Genomic DNA, 16,482 nt, shown 5'->3' with positions numbered 1-16,482 from the left:
CATAACATTTGCGACATTGGGCGGCGACAGCGCCTGCCTGATAAGGCTTTAACGGCCAAGCAGAAGAATTTTCAGACGCAGCATTTTGCGCCCGTTTTTTCCGTTACAGCGGATAGATTGCCGCGAATCGCAACAAGATCGGCCGTTATTGGCCGCGGCGAAAGGCCGAGGGCGAAATGCCGGTGCGATGCTGAAAGGCGCGGGTGAAATAGGCCGCCGAGGTAAACCCCAAGCTCTCGCCAATTTTTCCCACTGGCATGTTGGTTTCCGACAGCAATTGCCGCGCCTCAAAGATGCGGCGGTCTTGCAGCAACTCGATCGCCGAGCGCCCACAACTTTCTTGGCAACAGCGCGTCAGATGCGTGGCGGTGATGCCCAATTCAAAGGCCAATTCTCCCACCGAAATGCCGCGGCGAAAGTTCAGCTCCATCAGCGCGGTATAGCGCGCCACCAAACGACGCGCCGCATCCGGTCGCGGGGTCTCAAGCGAAACCTTGGCACTTTGTCGCTCCAGCCAAACCCCAAGCAGACCCAGATGATGCCCCGCCGCCCGCTCATGCGCAGGGCTCAGGCTGTCCATCTCGCGCTGGATCATATCCAAAGTCAGGTTGATCTCTTGCTGGGCATGGGCATCTCTGATGCGCAGATGCAGCGGCTCTTGCGGCAAGGTTATATCAGTGTCTTTTCCGAAAAAGACTGCTGTGCCAAAGACTTGCTGCCCGACCTCAAAGCCGTGCATCACCCCTGCGGGAATAAAGATCGCATTGTGGGCGGTATAGCCGCGTGTGACCCCCGCCACGGTAATGCGACCCTGACCCTTGGTGAACCACAACAAACAGGGCTCTGACAGCGTCCGCATCGCCTCCACCCGCCAGCGCCCAGCCGCAGCCAGCCGCGACATGGCGACAAGGCGGATCTTGCTGGGCGGGATGACAGACATTGTAGACCTTTTTATGACCGTTTGATTAACCATATTCCACGGTTGCCCAAAACCCCAAGACCCAAAAAGCATGACCCGCACTCTCTTTCGAGCAAGGTCTCAGGCGATTTCCCGCCACTCCCGCATCCGCGAGCGCAGCCAGGTCCGCTGGCGTTTGGCGTATTGCCGGCTGGCCAAAGTGGCCGCATCCACGGCCGTCTCCAAGTCGATTTCGCCGCGCAGATGCGCCACCAATTCCGGCGCACCAATCGCCTTGGCCCAAGCACGGCTGGCGTCCCAGTCGGGCAGGGCCGCGCGCACCTCGTCCAATGCACCCTGCTCCAGCATCTGCGCAAAGCGGCGCTTGATGCGCGCATCCAGCCATGCCACATCCGGCCGCAGAACAATCGCCTCAACCTGCGCGCGCGGCAAAAGCGCGGGGCCGGTTTGATCCTGCCAAGACGCCAAACCCCGCCCGGTTGCCGCCTGCACCTCCCAAGCCCGCTGCACCCGTGCCGGATTGTTGCGATCAATCCGCGCAGCCGTCGCGGGATCAAGCTCCGCCAAAAGGGCGGCAAACCCCTCTGCTGCTCGCCGCGCGTCTGCCCGCGCCCGCAGAGCGGGGGCTGTGACGGGGATCTCGGCCAAACCTTCGGTCAGCGCTGAAAAATACAGCCCCGTCCCCCCCACAATTACCACCGGCCGTGCCAGAAATCCCGCCACCTCGCGCAGCCAATGCCCCACCGAATAGGGCTCATCTTGCCCGACATGGCCATAAAGCGCATGCGGCACCGCCGCCTCATCAGCCCGCGAAGGCCGCGCGCTCAACACCCGCCAACAGCCATAGATCTGCAAAGCATCGGCATTGATCACCACCCTGCCATCGCGCGCAGCCAGCTCCATCGCCAAAGCTGATTTGCCACTGGCGGTGGGACCGGCAATCAACACCGGCGCCTCGCGCGAAATTGCTGTGATCGCTGACATGTGATCCTCTTTCATCTTGGCCCAAATATCCCACGGGGGCAGCGCTTTGCCTTAGGCAAAGCGCGTTGGGGGTGTGAAACCCCCAAGCCCGCTTTCAGGAAAACCGCGCCCTTGGTCGCTTAGCCGTTGAATCTGCCCCCGTTTTGCGACATTTTGCGCGGCAGTCAATTCATCATCGAACACAAAGGTAGACCCATGCGCAATGCGGGCGAAGCAAAAGTGACCTACAAGCGGGTTATGCTGAAAATCTCGGGCGAGGCGCTGATGGGCGACCAAGGCTATGGCCTGCATCCGCCAACCGTGCAGCGCATCGCCGAGGAAGTGAAATCGGTGCATGATTTGGGGGTCGAGATCTGCATGGTGATCGGCGGCGGCAATATCTTTCGCGGCCTTGCAGGTGCCGCCCAGGGCATGGAGCGCACCACCGCAGATTATATGGGCATGCTTGCCACGGTGATGAACGCGCTGGGGATGCAAGCCGCCCTCGAATCCCTTGGCGTCTTTACCCGCGTGATCAGCGCCATCCCGATGGATCAGGTCTGCGAACCCTACATCCGCCGCCGCGCCGTGCGGCATCTGGAAAAAAAGCGCGTGGTGATTTTTGCAGCCGGCACCGGCAATCCCTATTTCACCACCGACACCGCAGCGACCCTACGCGCCAATGAAATGGCCTGCGAGGCGATCTTCAAAGGCACCAAGGTCGACGGTGTCTACGACAAAGACCCCAAAAAACACGCCGATGCCAAACGCTATGACACCGTCACCTTTGACGAGGTCTTGCAAAAACATCTGGGTGTTATGGATGCCAGCGCTATCGCTTTGGCGCGCGACAATGATCTGCCGATCATCGTGTTCAGCCTGGATGAACCGGGTGGTTTCCGCGGGATTTTGGCCGGAGAGGGCACTTACACCCGCGTTCAGGGCTAGGGCTTGGTGCCACAAGGGCTATACCTGCCCGCCTGCTTGCTGATATAGATTTAAAAGAAGCCGCGCCTCATCTGCGGCCCAGACGTAAGGAAGACTGCATGTCCGACGATCTTGAAATTGATCTTGATGCCATCCAACGCCGGATGGATGGTGCGATGAATGCGCTGAAAACCGAATTTGGCAGCCTGCGCACCGGGCGGGCTTCGGCCTCAATCTTGGAACCTATTCAGGTTGATGCTTATGGCACCATGACCCCGATCAACCAGCTTGGCACCGTCAACGTGCCCGAGCCGCGCATGGTGGTGATCAACGTCTGGGATAAGGCGATGATCGGAAAGGTTGAAAAGGCGATCCGCGAAAGCGGTATCGGCATCAATCCTGTCACCGATGGCCCCTTGATCCGCCTGCCGATCCCCGAGCTGAACGAAGAGCGCCGCAAGCAACTGACCAAGGTTGCCGCAGGTTACGCCGAAAACACCAAAGTCGCGATCCGCAACGTGCGCCGCGATGGCATGGATCAGATCAAAAAAGCCAAATCCGCCGGCATGGGCGAGGACGACCAGAAAATGTGGTCTGACGAGGTGCAAGAGCTGACCGATAAGGCGATTGCCGCCGTTGATAAGGCGCTTGAAGTCAAGCAAGCCGAAATTATGCAGGTTTAATCCTTTCGAAAGGATTTTATGTGTTGGTCATAGGGGTTTGCCCATTTTGGGCGTGGTGATGGGGTAGAGCGTGGGCTCAGAGAAGGCGTCGGCAGCAAAGCCGCTGCGACAGGCTGACCATGTTGCCATCATCATGGATGGCAATGGCCGCTGGGCCACCAATCGCGGCTGGCCGCGGCTGGTTGGGCATCGCAAGGGGGCCGAGCGGGTCAAGGAAATCGTTCGCTCGGCACCCGATCTTGGCATCAAATGGCTGACGATCTATGCCTTTTCCACCGAAAACTGGAAACGATCTACCGAGGAAGTGCTGGGGCTGATGCGGATCTTTGCGCGCTATATCGAACGCGAGGCCGATCGGTTGGCGGCCGAGGGCGTGCGCATGCGCTTTATTGGTGACCGCAGCCGCTTGGACCCAAAGCTGCAACGGTTGATGGCCGGAATAGAGGCGCGCACCGCTGGCTTTACCCGCCTTAATCTGACTGTTGCGATCAACTATGGCGGCCGCGATGAGATTTTGCGCGCGCTGAAGCAGATTGCGCAAGATGTCACCTTAGGCAAGATTGCCGCGGACGCGATCGACGAGGCAATGCTTTCGGCAAGGCTTGACACGCATGATCTGCCCGACCCCGATCTGGTGATACGCACCAGTGGCGAGACGCGGACCTCGAACTTTTTGCCGTGGCAGGCGGCCTATGCAGAATATGAATTCACCCAAACACTTTGGCCCGATTTTACCCCAGCCGAGCTGGATGAAATCCTGTCACGATTTGGCAACCGAGAACGGCGATTTGGCGGGGTAATAACGGCATGACAACACCATCAGACCGCTGGGCCGATCTGCGCCCAAGGGTGCTTTCAGCTATTGCGATGGTGGCGCTTGGCGCGGTGGAAATCTGGCTTGGTGGTCTCTCATTTCTGCTGTTGGTGACTTTGGCCACTGCGCTGATGATTTGGGAGTTGACCACGATAACAGCCCCCAAAAGCCCGAAAATCTCGCTTGCAATCGCGGTTCTGGCGGCGCTGAGCTTGATTGCGGATGAGGGCTGGCCGTCGATGTCGGCGTTTTTGCTGTTTCCTTGGGTGATTTTGGCGGTTGCTGTCACCCCAAGACTTTATGCGCTGCCATCTGCCGCGATTGCAGCCGCGATCATGATCTCGGGGCATGGGCTGTTTGTGCTGCGCGACGAGGCGGGCACGCCGGCGATATTGTGGTTGTTGGGCGTGGTGATTGCATCTGATGTGATGGGCTATTTTGCCGGGCGCATTCTGGGGGGGCCAAAGTTTTGGCCTGCGATCAGCCCGAAAAAGACTTGGTCTGGCACTGTTGCGGGCTGGATCGGTGCGGCTTTGGTGGGCTTGGGCTTTGTGCTGATGGGGCATGGCACTTGGCCTTTGGTGCTGCTTTCGCCGCTGATTGCCTTTGCGGGGCAGATGGGCGATGTGGGCGAAAGCTGGATCAAGCGGCGCACTGGGGTCAAGGACAGCTCGCAGCTTATTCCCGGTCATGGCGGCTTGATGGACCGGTTTGATGCGCTGACGGCTGCGATGGTTATCGTTCTGATTTTGCAATATCTTTCCGCTTTGCCGGTTGGGGTCTGACCATGCGCTCGGTTTCGGTGTTTGGGGCAACAGGGTCGATTGGCGAAAGCACTTTTGATCTGTTGATGCGCGATGGTGGGCCAGAGGCCTATCGCTGTGTGGCGCTGACTGGCGGGCAAAATGTGGTGCGTCTGGCCGAGATGGCGCAGGCGCTGCGCGCCGAGGTGGCGGTGACGGCCGATGAGGCGCGCTTGCCCGCGCTGCGCGAAGCGCTTGCGGGCACCGGCATCGAATGCGCCGCAGGCACCACCGCGATTGCCGAGGCTGCCGACCGACCCGCCGATTGGGTGATGAGCGCGATTGTGGGCGCGGCTGGCCTGACGCCGGGGTTTCGCGCTCTGCGCCATGGCGGCAAGCTGGCGCTTGCCAATAAGGAAACCCTTGTCACCGCAGGCCAATTGCTGATGGCCGAGGCCGCGCGCTGCGAGGCGACGATCCTGCCGGTCGACAGCGAACATTCGGCGATCTTTCAAGCGCTGGTGGGCGAGGATATGGCGGCGGTCGAGCGCATTATCCTGACGGCCTCGGGCGGGGCGCTGCGCGATTGGCCGCTGGACCGTTTGGCCAGTGCCACCATGGCCGAGGCTTTGGCGCATCCGAATTGGTCGATGGGGGCAAGGATCACGATTGATTCGGCCTCGATGTTCAACAAAGCGCTGGAAGTCATTGAAACACGCGAGTTTTTCGAGATTGAGCCTGACAAGATCGAGGTGATTATTCACCCCGAATCGATCATCCATTCGATGGTGGGCTTTCGCGATGGCGCGGTGATGGCGCATTTGGGCGCGCCGGATATGCGCCACCCGATCGGTTATGCGTTGAACTGGCCGCAGCGCCAATCCCTGCCGGTGGCGCGGCTGGATCTGGCGGCTTTGGGCGCTTTGACCTTTCGTGCGCCCGATCTGAACCGCTTTCCGGCCTTGCGGCTGGCGCGCGAGGTGATGGCGCTGCGCGGTCTGTCGGGGGCGGTGTTCAACGCCGCCAAAGAGGTGGCGCTGGATCATTTTATCGCAGGATCTTTGGGCTTTATGCAGATGGCAGCAGTGGTCGAGGCGACATTATCGCGGCTGGCGGGCGAAATTGCGCTGACATCTGCGGCATCAACGCTTGACGATGTGCTGGCGGCTGACCATTTGGCACGGATAAGGGCGGCAGAAGCCGCCGCAACCCTAAGGAAATAGCCGCGTGGATATGAATGCCTTGATCGCCAGCACCGGCAACGCTGTTTGGGCGACCGTGTTTTTTCTGATTGCCCTAAGTGTGATCGTGGCGATCCATGAATACGGCCATTACATCGTCGGCCGCTGGTCGGGTATCCATGCCGAAGTGTTCAGCCTTGGCTTTGGGCCGGTGATCTATGCGCGGGTTGATAAGCGCGGCACCCGCTGGCAAATCGCGGCGATCCCCTTGGGCGGCTATGTCAAGTTTCTGGGCGACAAGGACGCGGCCTCGGCGCCTGACAGCGCGGCTTTGGGCAGTCTAAGCCAAGACCAACGCAGGCGCACCATGTATGGCGCGCCGCTTTGGGCGCGCACGGCTACGGTCGCGGCGGGGCCGATTTTCAACTTTATTCTGGCGATTGCGGTTTATGCGGTTATGGCGATGGCTTCGGGCGTGCCGGAAGACAAGCCCGTGGTCGGCGCGCTGCGCCCCTTTCCCTTTGACGGGCCAAGCCTTCAGGTTGGCGACGAGATTCTGGCGATCAATGGGGCGGCAACGCCCGATTTTGCCGCCTATGGGGCTGTGGCCGATGCGATTGCAGCTGCGCCTGCCGTGACCTATCACATTCGCCGCGAAGGGGCCGAGATGGATGTTCAGGGCCCGCATCCGCTGCCAGCGCTTGTGGGTGGCGTCTCGCTGCGCTCGCCTGCCTTTGATGCCGATATTCGGCCAGGAGATGTGGTGCTTTCGGTTGATGGTACGCAGGTCTACCGCTTTAACGATATGATCCCGTTGATCTCGGGCAAGGGCGGTGCGCCGGTGAACATCCAGCTGTGGCGCGAGGGTCGCGTGATGGAGTTTCAGCTGACGCCCAAGCTGCAAGACCTGCCCAAAAATGACCTGAGCTTTGAGACCCGCTATGTGATTGGCCTGTCAAACGGGCTGCTGTTCGAGCCGCAAATGCGGTCGCTGCACGGGTTTGAGCCGCTGACGACGGCTGTCAATCAGGCGTGGTACGGCGTCAAGATGACCGGCGTTTCGCTTTACAGCATGGCGGTGGGCAAGATCAGCTCTTGCGGCTTGTCGGGTGCGATTGGCATGGCGAAAATTGCGGGCGATGCGGCAAAATCTGGGATCGAGACCTTTATGATGATGGTCGCGGGCCTGTCGCTGGGCATTGGTCTGTTGAACTTGTTCCCCATTCCGGTTTTGGATGGTGGGCATTTGATGTTCTATGCTTTTGAAGCGGTAACGGGAAAGCCGCCCTCGGAGCGGTTTTTGCGGGTGCTGATGACGGCGGGGCTGGCGATTGTTCTAAGCTTTATGGTGTTTGCGCTGTCCAATGACATTCTGTGCGGCTGAGATTTGGCCATAGTGCTGCCGTAATCCTTGGCTAATTTCCGCTTGGTTGGTGCGAGATTGCTTAAGGAGCAGGGCTATGCAGCGGGGCGCGAACGGCTATCGGGGGCTGTCATTGTTGGTCTGGTTGAATTCTGATCGGCTTATGGCGATTGGCACCGTGGCCTTGGGGCTTTTGGCGGGCGCCTTTCTGGGGCAGGGGCTGCTTGCGCCCTAACGGGTGACATGGCCAAAGCGTGTAGGAAAGGCCGCAAAGATTTTGCCAGCCTTTTGACATTGCTTGCGTCTGCGGTTAACCAGATGCACATAATATAGTGCAATCGGGGGCTCATCATGCTGGCAACGTCAGGCGCAAAGACAACTGGTCTTGCCACATCCTTTCGGCGCGTCAGACCGGCCTTGGTGGCTGTTCTTCTTTCATCTGCAATGGTTTCGGCGCCGTTCTTGACGCAGGCGGTGGCGCAAAGCTACAGTTTTGCTGCGGTGAAAATCGAAGGCAATAGCTTTGTTGATGCCGCAACCATCCTGTCTTATGCGGGAATCACGCGCGGCGCGAGCATCTCTGCGGGCGATTTGAATGACGCTTATCAGCGCATTGTGGCATCGGGTCTGTTTGAGAGCGTCGAATTGCAGCCCAGTGGTGGCACTTTAGTGATTAAAGTTGTCGAATATCCGACGATCAATATCGTCGATTTTCAGGGCAACAAGCGGATCAAAGACGATAAGCTGACCGAGATCATCAAATCGAAAGAGCGGCTGGTCTATTCGCCCGCCCAAGCCGAAACCGATGCGGCCTCGATCGCCGAAGCCTACCGCGTGCAGGGCCGTTTGGCGGCCTCGGTGGATCCGAAAATCATCCGCCGCTCGAACAACCGCGTCGATCTGGTGTTCAATATCACCGAAGGCAAGGTGGTTGAAAACGAGAAGATCTCGATCGTTGGCAATCGCGCCTTTAGTGATCGGCGCTTGCGGCAAGTGTTGCAGACCAAACAGGCGGGCTTTTTGCGCCAGTTGATCAAATCTGACACATTCATTCCCGAGCGGCTGGAGGCAGATAAGCAAACGCTGCGCGATTTCTACCTGTCGCGCGGCTATATTGATGTGCAGGTTCTGGATGCGCAGGGCCAACTTTCGCGCGAGCGCGATGCGACCTTCGTCACCTATACGCTGCGCGAAGGGAAAGTCTTTAGCATTGGCAAGATTAGCACGGTTTCGGCAATTGAAGGCGTGGATGCTGCCGATTTTGCCGCCGTGCAGCGGGGCCGTACTGGGGCGATCTATTCGCCAGTGATTATCGATAATAACATCACGCGGATGGAAAACCTTGCGGTGCGCAAGGGTCTGAATTTTGTCCGCATCGAGCCGCGTCTGGTGCGCAATGACCGCGATCAGACGCTGGATGTGGAATATGTGATCCTGCGTGCCGATAAGGTTTTTGTTGAACGTATTGATATCGAAGGCAATACCACAACTTTGGATCAGGTTGTGCGGCGCCAGTTCCGCACCTCGGAAGGCGATGCCTTTAACCCGCGCGAAATCAAACAGGCGGCCGAGCGGATCCGCAATCTGGGCTTCTTTGAGGATGCAGCGGTTGACACCAAGCCTGGCTCGAATGCCGATCAGGTGATCGTGAATGTCGATGTGATCGAAAAGCCGACAGGCTCGATCAGCTTTGGCGTAAGCTATGGCACCAGCTCGGGCGTGGGTCTGAACTTTGGCTTTTCTGAAAGCAATTTCCTGGGCCGTGGCCAAGGTCTTGCGCTGAATATCTCAAGCGGCACCAGCACGGTGGATTCCAGCATCTCCTTTGTCGAGCCCGCGCTTTTGGGCCGCGATCTGAAGTTCAAGCTGAACGCAGGCTATAACACCACCAACAACGACAACGCTTATTACGACACTCAGAAGATCTCGTTCATCCCTGCTCTCGAGTTTCCGGTGGCCGAGCGCTCGCGGCTTGAGCTGCGCTACAAGCTGTTTCAAGACACGATCAGCAATATAAATCCGGGCTCGACGGCATTAAGCGCCGAGCAGGGCGGCAAATTGGGCAGCGGTTTGGGCTATACCTTTAGCTTTGACAGCCGTCTAAGCGGCATCAGCCCAACCAGCTATACGTTGCTGCGTTTCGGCCAAGATTTCCTTGGGTTTGGTGGCGATGTGAAATACGTTGAAACCAATGCTTTGGCTGTGGCCGAGACCAAGATCTTCAAAGAAGAGCTTGCGGTGCGCGCGATTTTTGAAGGCGGCATGATCAACAGCTATGGCAATTCGACAACGCGGGTGACCGACCGGTTCTTTGGCGCGGGTAAGATCCGCGGTTTTGAGGGCAATGGCTTTGGGCCAAGGGATCTTGGCTCGAGCAATCTGGATGCTTTGGGGGGGAACAAATTTGCGGTGGTGCGGCTTGAGGCCGATTTCCCGCTGGGTCTGCCCGAAGAATACGGCATGAAGGGCGGCGCTTTCTTTGACATGGGCTCGGTCTGGGGTTCAGGCAATGGCGCGGCAGGGGCGACAGATTCGGCGCATCTGCGCTCGGTCGTTGGGGCATCGTTGCTTTGGGATACGCCGGTTGGGCCGTTGCGGTTTAACTTTACCAAGGCGATCAAGAAAGAAACCTACGACAAAGAGCAAAAGTTCGACCTTACCATCCAGACCTCGTTCTGATGCGCAGGCTGGCGGGCATTGCGCTGGCCTTGGGGCTTTCGGCTTGGCCGCTGATTTTGGCGGCCCAGACGCCCGAGGCGGCTTCGGTGCCGCCGGTGGCGATTGTGACGCTGGATCAAGAGCAGCTGTTTGCCGGCACGCTCTACGGCCAAGCCGTGCAAGCGCAGTTTGACGCCGAAGCTGCGGCTTTGCTGGCCGAGAATCGCAAGATTGATGCCGCCCTAGAGGCAGAAGAGCGGGCTTTGACCGATCAGCGCGCCACCATGAGCCCCGAGACCTTCCGCCCGCTGGCAGAGGCCTTTGACGAAAAGGCCAATGGGCTACGCAAAGCGCAAGAGGCCAAATCGCAAGCGGTCTCGCAGGCCCGCGACGCGCGGCGGCAGGTGTTTTTCCGCTCAATCGGGCCGATCATTGGCGATTACATGGTCGAACGTGGCGCTGTGGCGGTGCTGGATAAGGCCAGTATCATCGTATCGCTGGGCTCGATTGACATCACACAAGCGGTGATCGCGCGCATTGACAGCCAGCTTGGCCAAGGCCCCGAGGCGGTTAAACCCTAAGCGGTCAGCGGCTTGTTTTGGTCGCGACTTTTCGTTAGCTAGGCTTACTGACTATAAAGCCTTATCGACCGGAGACTTCATGACTGACACGCTTGCACCGCCGCTCGAGGCAGATATCTCGCTGATCCAACGGATCATCCCGCATCGCTATCCGTTCTTGTTGGTGGACAAGGTGCGCGACATTCATATCAATAAGTCCTGCGTTGGTATCAAGAATGTCACCTTTAACGAGCCGCAGTTTCAGGGCCATTTTCCCGGCATGCCAGTGTTTCCGGGGGTGATGATTATCGAGGCGATGGCGCAGACCTCGGGGATTTTGGTCGGGCTGTCGATGGACTTGGTCGACAAGCAAGCCAATGTTTTCTTTATGGGCGTTGATGCGGTGAAGTTTCGCCGCAAAGTCGTGCCGGGCGATGTGATGGAGCTGCATGTCACCGCGCTGCGCGGTGGCGGTCGGGTTTGGAAATTTGCTGGTCGCGCGCTGGTTGATGGCGAATTGGCCTGCGAGGCCGAGTTCATGGCCATGTTCGACGTTCCGAAGGCCTGAGCATGAGCATTTCGGTGCAGGCACGGATTCATCCTTCGGCCGTGGTCGAGCCAGGCGCTGTGATTGGCGCTGGCTGCCAGATTGGCCCTTTTGTGCTGATCGGCCCCGAGGTTCGCTTGGCCGAGGGGGTCGAGGTGAAATCGCATGCGGTTGTCACCGGCTGGACCGAGATCGGTGCGGGCACGGTGATTTTCCCCTTCGCCTGCGTGGGCGAGGTGCCGCAAGATCTGAAATATGCTGGCGAGCGCACGCGGCTGATCGTGGGCGCGCGCTGCCGCATCCGCGAAGGGGCGACGCTGAACACTGGCACGGCTGGCGGTGGTGGTGTCACGCGGGTGGGCGATGATTGTCTGCTGATGACTGGCGCGCATGTCGGCCATGATGCGGTCTTGGGCGATCGGGTGATCTTGGCCAATCAGGTTGCGATTGCGGGGCATTGTCAGATTGGCGATGATGTCATTATTGGCGGGCTGTCGGGAATTCACCAATTTGTCCGCATTGGGCGCGGCGCCATCATTGGCGCGGTGACGATGGTGACCAATGATGTGCTGCCCTTTGGGCTGGTGCAGGGCCCGCGCGGGGTGTTGGACGGGCTGAACCTTGTCGGGCTGAAACGTCGCGGCGTTGATCGGAGCGATATCACCGCGATGCGCGCGGCCTTTCAGATGCTGGCGCAGGGCGAGGGGTCTTTTCTGGACCGCGCCCGCAAGCTTTCCGAAGAAACTGAGAGCGACTATGTGCGCGAGATGACCGATTTCGTGCTCTCTGCCTCGGACCGTTCGTTCCTGACGCCGAAATGAGCCGGCTTGCCATCATCGCGGGGCGTGGCGCTTTGCCGGCAGCCTTGGTCGCGGCGCTGCCGCAGGCTCCGGTGATTTGCGCGCTTGATGGCTTTGCACCAGAAGGTCTGGCGGTGGATCTGGTGTTTCGGGTTGAAAGGCTGGCGCTGTTTTTGCGCAAGCTGGAAGATCTTGGCGTGACAGAGGTGATCTTTGCCGGTGCCGTGCAGCGCCCGCGTCTGGACCCTGCGTTGTTTGACCCGCAAACCGCACAGATGGTGCCACGGCTGATGGCGGCGATGGCGTCAGGCGATGACGCCACCTTACGCGAAGTGATTGCGATCTTTGAGGATTTCGGCTTTGCCGTGGTGGGTGTTGAAACCATAGCCCGCGATCTTTTGCCAAGTGCTGCGGTGCTGGCGGGGCAGATTACCGCGCAAGACGAGGCCGATGCTGCGCGCGCGGCAAGCATTGTCGCGGCCTTGGGGGCGGTGGATGTCGGCCAAGGCGCTGTGGTGGCGCAGGGCCTCTGTTTGGGCGTCGAGACGCTGGGCGGCACCGATGCGATGCTGGCCGTCGTGGCGGGCCTGCCGCAGGCGTTGCGGCCAAAGGGCGGGCTGTTTTACAAGACCGCCAAGACCGCGCAAGACCGCCGGATTGATCTGCCGACGCTTGGCCCTGCGACGGTTGACGCGGTGGCCGCCGCTGGTCTTTCGGGGCTATGCTTTCAGGCGGGCTCGGTGATCTGCCTTGATCTGCCCGAAATGCAGGCGCGCGCAGTTCAGCACGGCCTGCTGTTATGGGCGCGCTAAGGGTCTTTCTAATAGCGGGCGAGCCTTCGGGCGACCGTTTGGGCGCGGCCCTGATGGCGGGCCTGCGGGCTTTGCATGCCGATGTGGTGTTCAGCGGGGTCGGCGGCGCCTTGATGCAGGCGCAGGGGCTGCAGAGCCTATTTCCGATGGAAGAGCTGTCGGTGATGGGCATTGCCGAGGTGCTACCGAAATATCGCCAGCTGAAACGCCGCATTGCCCAGACCGCCGAGGCGGCGCTGGCCGCAGGCCCAAGCGTGATGATCAGCATCGACAGCCCCGATTTCTGCCTGCGTGTGGCCAAGCGCGTCAAGGCGCAGCGCCCTGATCTGCCGACGGTGCATTATGTCGCCCCCTCGGTCTGGGCGTGGCGGCCCAAACGCGCGGGCAAGATGGCGCGAGTGATCGACCATGTGCTGGCGCTTTTGCCCTTCGAGCCGCCCTTGATGCGCGCGGCGGGGATGAGTTGCGATTTTGTCGGCCATCCGGTGGTGGCCGAAGCCTTGGCAACGCCGGAAGAGCGGGCGCTTATGGCGGGCGAGGCGCCTTTGATCTTGGCGCTGCCCGGATCGCGGCGCGGCGAGGTTACGCGGCTGGCGCCTGTCATCGCGGAGGTTCTGGCGCAGATAAAGGTGGTTTACCCTGCGGCGCGGGTGGCCTTGCCGACAGTGCGCGGCGTGGCCGATCTGGTGACCGATCTGTCGCGCGACTGGCCGATTGTGCCGCAGATCATCCAAGACCCCGCGCTGAAACGTGCAGCCTTTGCGGCGGCAGATGTGGCGATTGCGGCCTCTGGCACTGTTTCGCTGGAACTTGCGGCCAATGGCTGCCCGATGGTGATCGCCTATGACATGCACCCGCTCACGCTCTGGCTGATGCGGCGCGCGGCTTTGATTGATACCGTCACGCTGGTCAATCTGGTTTCGGAAACCCGCGTGGTGCCCGAATTTATCGGCGCCAATTGCCGCGCTGATCTGATTGCCCCTGCGGTCTTGGCGCTGTTGCAGGGGGCGGGGGATCAGCAGGCGGCGATGGCGCTGACGATGCAGCGGCTGGGGCAGGGCGGCTTAGCGCCCGGCCTGCGGGCGGCACAATCTGTGCTGGATTTTCTGAAAATCTGAGCGAAAAAGCGCCTCAGCGCCCCTTCCAGATCCAGCCGCCGCCAAAAACGCGGCTGCCTTCGGCGGCGTAAAACACGCAAGCTTGACCCGCCGAGACGCCATCTTCGGGGTCCAGCAGCTCGACCGTGGCTTCAGTTGCCGAAATCGGCCGGATCACCGCAGGGCGCGGCGGGCGGGTCGAGCGGACCTTGACGCTCAGATGCCATTCGGAGCGCGAGGTAAAGGGCTCGTCGCCCAGCCAATTGATCTCGCGCAGCGGAATTGTGCGGGTCGAAAGTGCCTCGCGGGGGCCGACGATGACATGGCGCTGCTCGGGGTCAAGGCGCACCACATACAAAGGATCGCCCAAGCCGCCAATGCCCAAACCCTTGCGCTGGCCAATGGTGTAATGGATGACGCCGCGGTGCTGGCCAAGAATATTTCCTGCCATATCAATGATATCACCCGGCTCTGCCGACCCCGGCCGCAGCTTTTCGATCACGGCTGCATAATTGCCATTGGGCACAAAACAGATGTCCTGACTGTCGGGCTTATCGGCCACCGACAGCCCGTATTTCGAGGCCAGCGCCCGCGTCTCGGCCTTAGAGGCCAGATGGCCCAAGGGAAAGCGCAAATAGGACAGCTGCTCTGCGGTGGTGGAAAACAGAAAGTAGCTTTGGTCACGATTGGCGTCGCTTGCCATGTGCAATTCGGGCCCAGTGCCGATTTTGCGCTGAATATAATGCCCGGTGGCCATGCAATCGGCGTTCAGATCCTTGGCCGTGGCCAAAAGATCCTTGAACTTCACCCGCTCGTTGCAGCGAATGCAGGGCACGGGGGTTGCGCCCGACAAATAGGCGTCGGCAAATTCCTCGATCACGGCTTCGCGGAAAGTGTTTTCATAATCAAGAACATAGTGCGGAAAGCCCATGGTCTCGGCCACCCGGGCGGCATCGTGAATATCGCGCCCAGCACAGCAGGCACCCTTTTTCGCCAGCGCCGCACCGTGGTCATAAAGTTGCAGGGTAACGCCCACGACATCATAGCCCTCTTCCGCCAATTGCGCCGCCACAACCGAGGAATCAACCCCGCCGGACATCGCCACCACCACACGGGTGTCAGCAGGAGCCTTGGCAAAGCCAAGCGAATTCAAGGGCTGGTCAAGCATATTTTTATCCGGGGAACTGCGGAAGCGCATTGCGACGTAATATAGGAAAATTTGCGATACTCTCAACCCCCCGCTTTACCCTTGATTAAGCGTGTTCCGACATCTTCCGCAGATATGAAAAAGGAACCGCCCATGTTTTTGAAGAAAGTCGAAGGTCTGCGTCAGGTCACGCTGCCCGATGGCAGCATCTTAAGCCGCGCCGATTTGCCCCCTGCAACCACGCGGCGCTGGGTGGCAAGCCGTAAGGCTGTGGTGGTCAAAGCGGTGCTTCACGGCATTCTGAGCGAGGCTGAAGCGCTTGAACGTTACGCCCTCTCGGAAGAAGAGTTTCAACTCTGGCGCGAAGCGGTTGAAAAACATGGCGAAAAGGGCTTGCGCGTCACCTCTTTACAAAAATATCGGCAACTTTGAGTTGTTTTTGCGTTTTTTTTCGTTCAGATAACGGTTGGTTAACCATTGATCGTCAAAGTCGTTAATGAACAAAAACTGAAGCCGGAGCGCGGACTGATGCGAATTTTATTAGTTGAAGATGATCCAACCACCTCGCGCAGCATTGAATTGATGCTGACCCATGCAAATTTAAATGTGTATTGTACTGATCTGGGCGAAGACGGCGTCGATTTGGCCAAGCTTTACGACTATGATTTGATCCTGCTTGACCTGAACCTGCCGGATATGTCGGGACATGAGGTGTTGCGGCAATTGCGTATGGCGCGAATCGAGACACCGATTTTGATTCTTTCCGGCGCTGATGACACCGAAAACAAGATCAAGGGCTTTGGCTTTGGCGCAGATGACTATATGACCAAACCCTTCCACCGCGAAGAACTGGTTGCGCGCATCCATGCAATTATTCGCCGCTCGAAAGGCCATAGCCAATCGGTCATTCGCACGGGTCAGGTCAATGTCAATCTTGATGCCAAGACCGTCGATGTGATGGGGGCCTCGGTGCATTTGACGGGCAAAGAATATCAAATGCTCGAGCTTTTGAGCCTGCGCAAGGGCACGACGCTGACCAAGGAAATGTTCCTGAACCACCTTTACGGCGGCATGGATGAGCCAGAACTGAAGATCATCGACGTCTTCATCTGCAAGTTGCGCAAAAAGCTTGCCGAAGCAACCGGCGGGCAAAACTATATCGAAACCGTTTGGGGGCGCGGCTATGTGTTGCGCGATCCGCAGCCGGTCGCAGGGGCAACTCTTTTAGCCGCAAGCGCTTAACCGCGCGGGCGGACCTTGCCCATTTT

18 protein-coding genes are annotated in these 16,482 nt (G+C 59.3%); 15 read left to right on the top strand and 3 right to left on the bottom strand.

What is annotated here, in order from left to right; translation table 11 throughout:
• Positions 1-145: 145 nt before the first annotated feature.
• Both V7Q10_RS09155 and miaA read right to left on the bottom strand, forming a co-directional pair.
• Entirely contained in the window at positions 146-940 is a 795-nt protein-coding gene (locus V7Q10_RS09155) for a helix-turn-helix transcriptional regulator (RefSeq protein ID WP_333868778.1), read from the bottom strand.
• Between the two features lie 99 nt (positions 941-1,039).
• A complete protein-coding gene (gene miaA / locus V7Q10_RS09150) occupies positions 1,040-1,903 on the bottom strand; it encodes a tRNA (adenosine(37)-N6)-dimethylallyltransferase MiaA (RefSeq protein ID WP_333868777.1) in 864 nt (287 codons plus the stop codon).
• A 195-nt stretch (positions 1,904-2,098) separates the two neighbouring features.
• Between miaA and pyrH the strand changes: the two genes are divergently transcribed.
• From pyrH to lpxB, 13 genes are all read left to right on the top strand, one after another.
• Complete coding sequence (gene pyrH, locus V7Q10_RS09145) at positions 2,099-2,830, top strand: UMP kinase (protein WP_333868776.1); 732 nt, start codon at positions 2,099-2,101, stop codon at positions 2,828-2,830.
• Positions 2,831-2,928: 98 nt separating this feature from the next.
• Entirely contained in the window at positions 2,929-3,492 is a 564-nt protein-coding gene (frr, locus tag V7Q10_RS09140; RefSeq protein ID WP_333868775.1) for a ribosome recycling factor, read from the top strand.
• 70 nt (positions 3,493-3,562) lie between these two features.
• Entirely contained in the window at positions 3,563-4,303 is a 741-nt protein-coding gene (uppS, locus tag V7Q10_RS09135) for a polyprenyl diphosphate synthase (RefSeq protein ID WP_333868774.1), read from the top strand.
• The gene (locus V7Q10_RS09130; protein WP_333868773.1) at positions 4,300-5,091 is read left to right on the top strand and encodes a phosphatidate cytidylyltransferase; all 792 of its coding nucleotides are present in this window, start codon (positions 4,300-4,302) and stop codon (positions 5,089-5,091) included. Before uppS ends, V7Q10_RS09130 begins: the two co-directional genes overlap by 4 nt.
• A gap of 2 nt (positions 5,092-5,093) precedes the next feature.
• Positions 5,094-6,272, top strand: a complete 1,179-nt coding sequence (gene dxr, locus V7Q10_RS09125) for a 1-deoxy-D-xylulose-5-phosphate reductoisomerase (RefSeq protein WP_333868772.1) — start codon at positions 5,094-5,096, stop codon at positions 6,270-6,272.
• 10 nt (positions 6,273-6,282) lie between these two features.
• On the top strand, positions 6,283-7,614 hold the full coding sequence (gene rseP, locus V7Q10_RS09120) for an RIP metalloprotease RseP (RefSeq protein WP_442885851.1): 1,332 nt from the start codon (positions 6,283-6,285) through the stop codon (positions 7,612-7,614).
• A gap of 76 nt (positions 7,615-7,690) precedes the next feature.
• The gene (locus V7Q10_RS09115; protein WP_333868770.1) at positions 7,691-7,828 is read left to right on the top strand and encodes a hypothetical protein; all 138 of its coding nucleotides are present in this window, start codon (positions 7,691-7,693) and stop codon (positions 7,826-7,828) included.
• Positions 7,829-7,944: 116 nt separating this feature from the next.
• Positions 7,945-10,272: an outer membrane protein assembly factor BamA gene (gene bamA, locus V7Q10_RS09110; RefSeq protein ID WP_333868769.1), complete on the top strand. Its 2,328-nt coding sequence runs from the start codon at positions 7,945-7,947 to the stop codon at positions 10,270-10,272.
• The gene (locus tag V7Q10_RS09105; RefSeq protein ID WP_333868768.1) at positions 10,272-10,832 is read left to right on the top strand and encodes an OmpH family outer membrane protein; all 561 of its coding nucleotides are present in this window, start codon (positions 10,272-10,274) and stop codon (positions 10,830-10,832) included. The genes bamA and V7Q10_RS09105 overlap by 1 nt, the downstream gene beginning before the upstream one ends.
• A gap of 79 nt (positions 10,833-10,911) precedes the next feature.
• Positions 10,912-11,379, top strand: coding sequence for a 3-hydroxyacyl-ACP dehydratase FabZ (gene fabZ, locus V7Q10_RS09100; RefSeq protein WP_333868767.1), 468 nt, complete (start codon positions 10,912-10,914; stop codon positions 11,377-11,379).
• A gap of 2 nt (positions 11,380-11,381) precedes the next feature.
• Positions 11,382-12,179 carry an acyl-ACP--UDP-N-acetylglucosamine O-acyltransferase gene (lpxA, locus tag V7Q10_RS09095; protein WP_333868766.1) on the top strand — a complete coding sequence of 266 codons (798 nt, stop codon included), beginning with the start codon at positions 11,382-11,384 and terminating at the stop codon, positions 12,177-12,179.
• Complete coding sequence (locus V7Q10_RS09090; protein ID WP_333868765.1) at positions 12,176-12,970, top strand: LpxI family protein; 795 nt, start codon at positions 12,176-12,178, stop codon at positions 12,968-12,970. Before lpxA ends, V7Q10_RS09090 begins: the two co-directional genes overlap by 4 nt.
• Positions 12,958-14,088 carry a lipid-A-disaccharide synthase gene (gene lpxB, locus V7Q10_RS09085; RefSeq protein ID WP_333868764.1) on the top strand — a complete coding sequence of 377 codons (1,131 nt, stop codon included), beginning with the start codon at positions 12,958-12,960 and terminating at the stop codon, positions 14,086-14,088. The genes V7Q10_RS09090 and lpxB overlap by 13 nt, the downstream gene beginning before the upstream one ends.
• Positions 14,089-14,101: 13 nt before the next feature.
• Here the strand turns inward: lpxB and mnmA are convergent, their stop codons facing one another.
• Positions 14,102-15,235, bottom strand: a complete 1,134-nt coding sequence (gene mnmA / locus V7Q10_RS09080) for a tRNA 2-thiouridine(34) synthase MnmA (protein WP_333868763.1) — start codon at positions 15,233-15,235, stop codon at positions 14,102-14,104.
• 132 nt (positions 15,236-15,367) lie between these two features.
• Between mnmA and sciP the strand changes: the two genes are divergently transcribed.
• A complete protein-coding gene (sciP, locus tag V7Q10_RS09075) occupies positions 15,368-15,646 on the top strand; it encodes a CtrA inhibitor SciP (RefSeq protein ID WP_333868762.1) in 279 nt (92 codons plus the stop codon).
• A gap of 96 nt (positions 15,647-15,742) precedes the next feature.
• Positions 15,743-16,456, top strand: coding sequence for a response regulator transcription factor CtrA (gene ctrA / locus V7Q10_RS09070; protein ID WP_333868761.1), 714 nt, complete (start codon positions 15,743-15,745; stop codon positions 16,454-16,456).
• Positions 16,457-16,482: the final 26 nt, after the last annotated feature.

The sequence above is a fragment of the Cypionkella sp. genome (assembly GCF_036782355.1).
Classification (GTDB): domain Bacteria; phylum Pseudomonadota; class Alphaproteobacteria; order Rhodobacterales; family Rhodobacteraceae; genus Cypionkella.
This window is presented reverse-complemented; position numbering and strand designations above follow the sequence as displayed.

Excerpts from the sequence above, each read along its gene's own strand:
- fabZ (WP_333868767.1), top strand. The coding sequence starts at position 10,912 with ATGACTGACACGCTTGCACCGCCGCTCGAGGCAGATATCTCGCTGATC.
- lpxA (WP_333868766.1), top strand. The coding sequence starts at position 11,382 with ATGAGCATTTCGGTGCAGGCACGGATTCATCCTTCGGCCGTGGTCGAG.
- frr (WP_333868775.1), top strand. The coding sequence starts at position 2,929 with ATGTCCGACGATCTTGAAATTGATCTTGATGCCATCCAACGCCGGATG.
- miaA (WP_333868777.1), bottom strand. The coding sequence starts at position 1,903 with ATGTCAGCGATCACAGCAATTTCGCGCGAGGCGCCGGTGTTGATTGCC.
- V7Q10_RS09090 (WP_333868765.1), top strand. The coding sequence starts at position 12,176 with ATGAGCCGGCTTGCCATCATCGCGGGGCGTGGCGCTTTGCCGGCAGCC.
- bamA (WP_333868769.1), top strand. The coding sequence starts at position 7,945 with ATGCTGGCAACGTCAGGCGCAAAGACAACTGGTCTTGCCACATCCTTT.
- ctrA (WP_333868761.1), top strand. The coding sequence starts at position 15,743 with ATGCGAATTTTATTAGTTGAAGATGATCCAACCACCTCGCGCAGCATT.
- sciP (WP_333868762.1), top strand. The coding sequence starts at position 15,368 with ATGTTTTTGAAGAAAGTCGAAGGTCTGCGTCAGGTCACGCTGCCCGAT.
- V7Q10_RS09155 (WP_333868778.1), bottom strand. The coding sequence starts at position 940 with ATGTCTGTCATCCCGCCCAGCAAGATCCGCCTTGTCGCCATGTCGCGG.
- V7Q10_RS09105 (WP_333868768.1), top strand. The coding sequence starts at position 10,272 with ATGCGCAGGCTGGCGGGCATTGCGCTGGCCTTGGGGCTTTCGGCTTGG.
- lpxB (WP_333868764.1), top strand. The coding sequence starts at position 12,958 with ATGGGCGCGCTAAGGGTCTTTCTAATAGCGGGCGAGCCTTCGGGCGAC.
- dxr (WP_333868772.1), top strand. The coding sequence starts at position 5,094 with ATGCGCTCGGTTTCGGTGTTTGGGGCAACAGGGTCGATTGGCGAAAGC.
- V7Q10_RS09115 (WP_333868770.1), top strand. The coding sequence starts at position 7,691 with ATGCAGCGGGGCGCGAACGGCTATCGGGGGCTGTCATTGTTGGTCTGG.
- mnmA (WP_333868763.1), bottom strand. The coding sequence starts at position 15,235 with ATGCTTGACCAGCCCTTGAATTCGCTTGGCTTTGCCAAGGCTCCTGCT.
- pyrH (WP_333868776.1), top strand. The coding sequence starts at position 2,099 with ATGCGCAATGCGGGCGAAGCAAAAGTGACCTACAAGCGGGTTATGCTG.
- rseP (WP_442885851.1), top strand. The coding sequence starts at position 6,283 with ATGAATGCCTTGATCGCCAGCACCGGCAACGCTGTTTGGGCGACCGTG.
- V7Q10_RS09130 (WP_333868773.1), top strand. The coding sequence starts at position 4,300 with ATGACAACACCATCAGACCGCTGGGCCGATCTGCGCCCAAGGGTGCTT.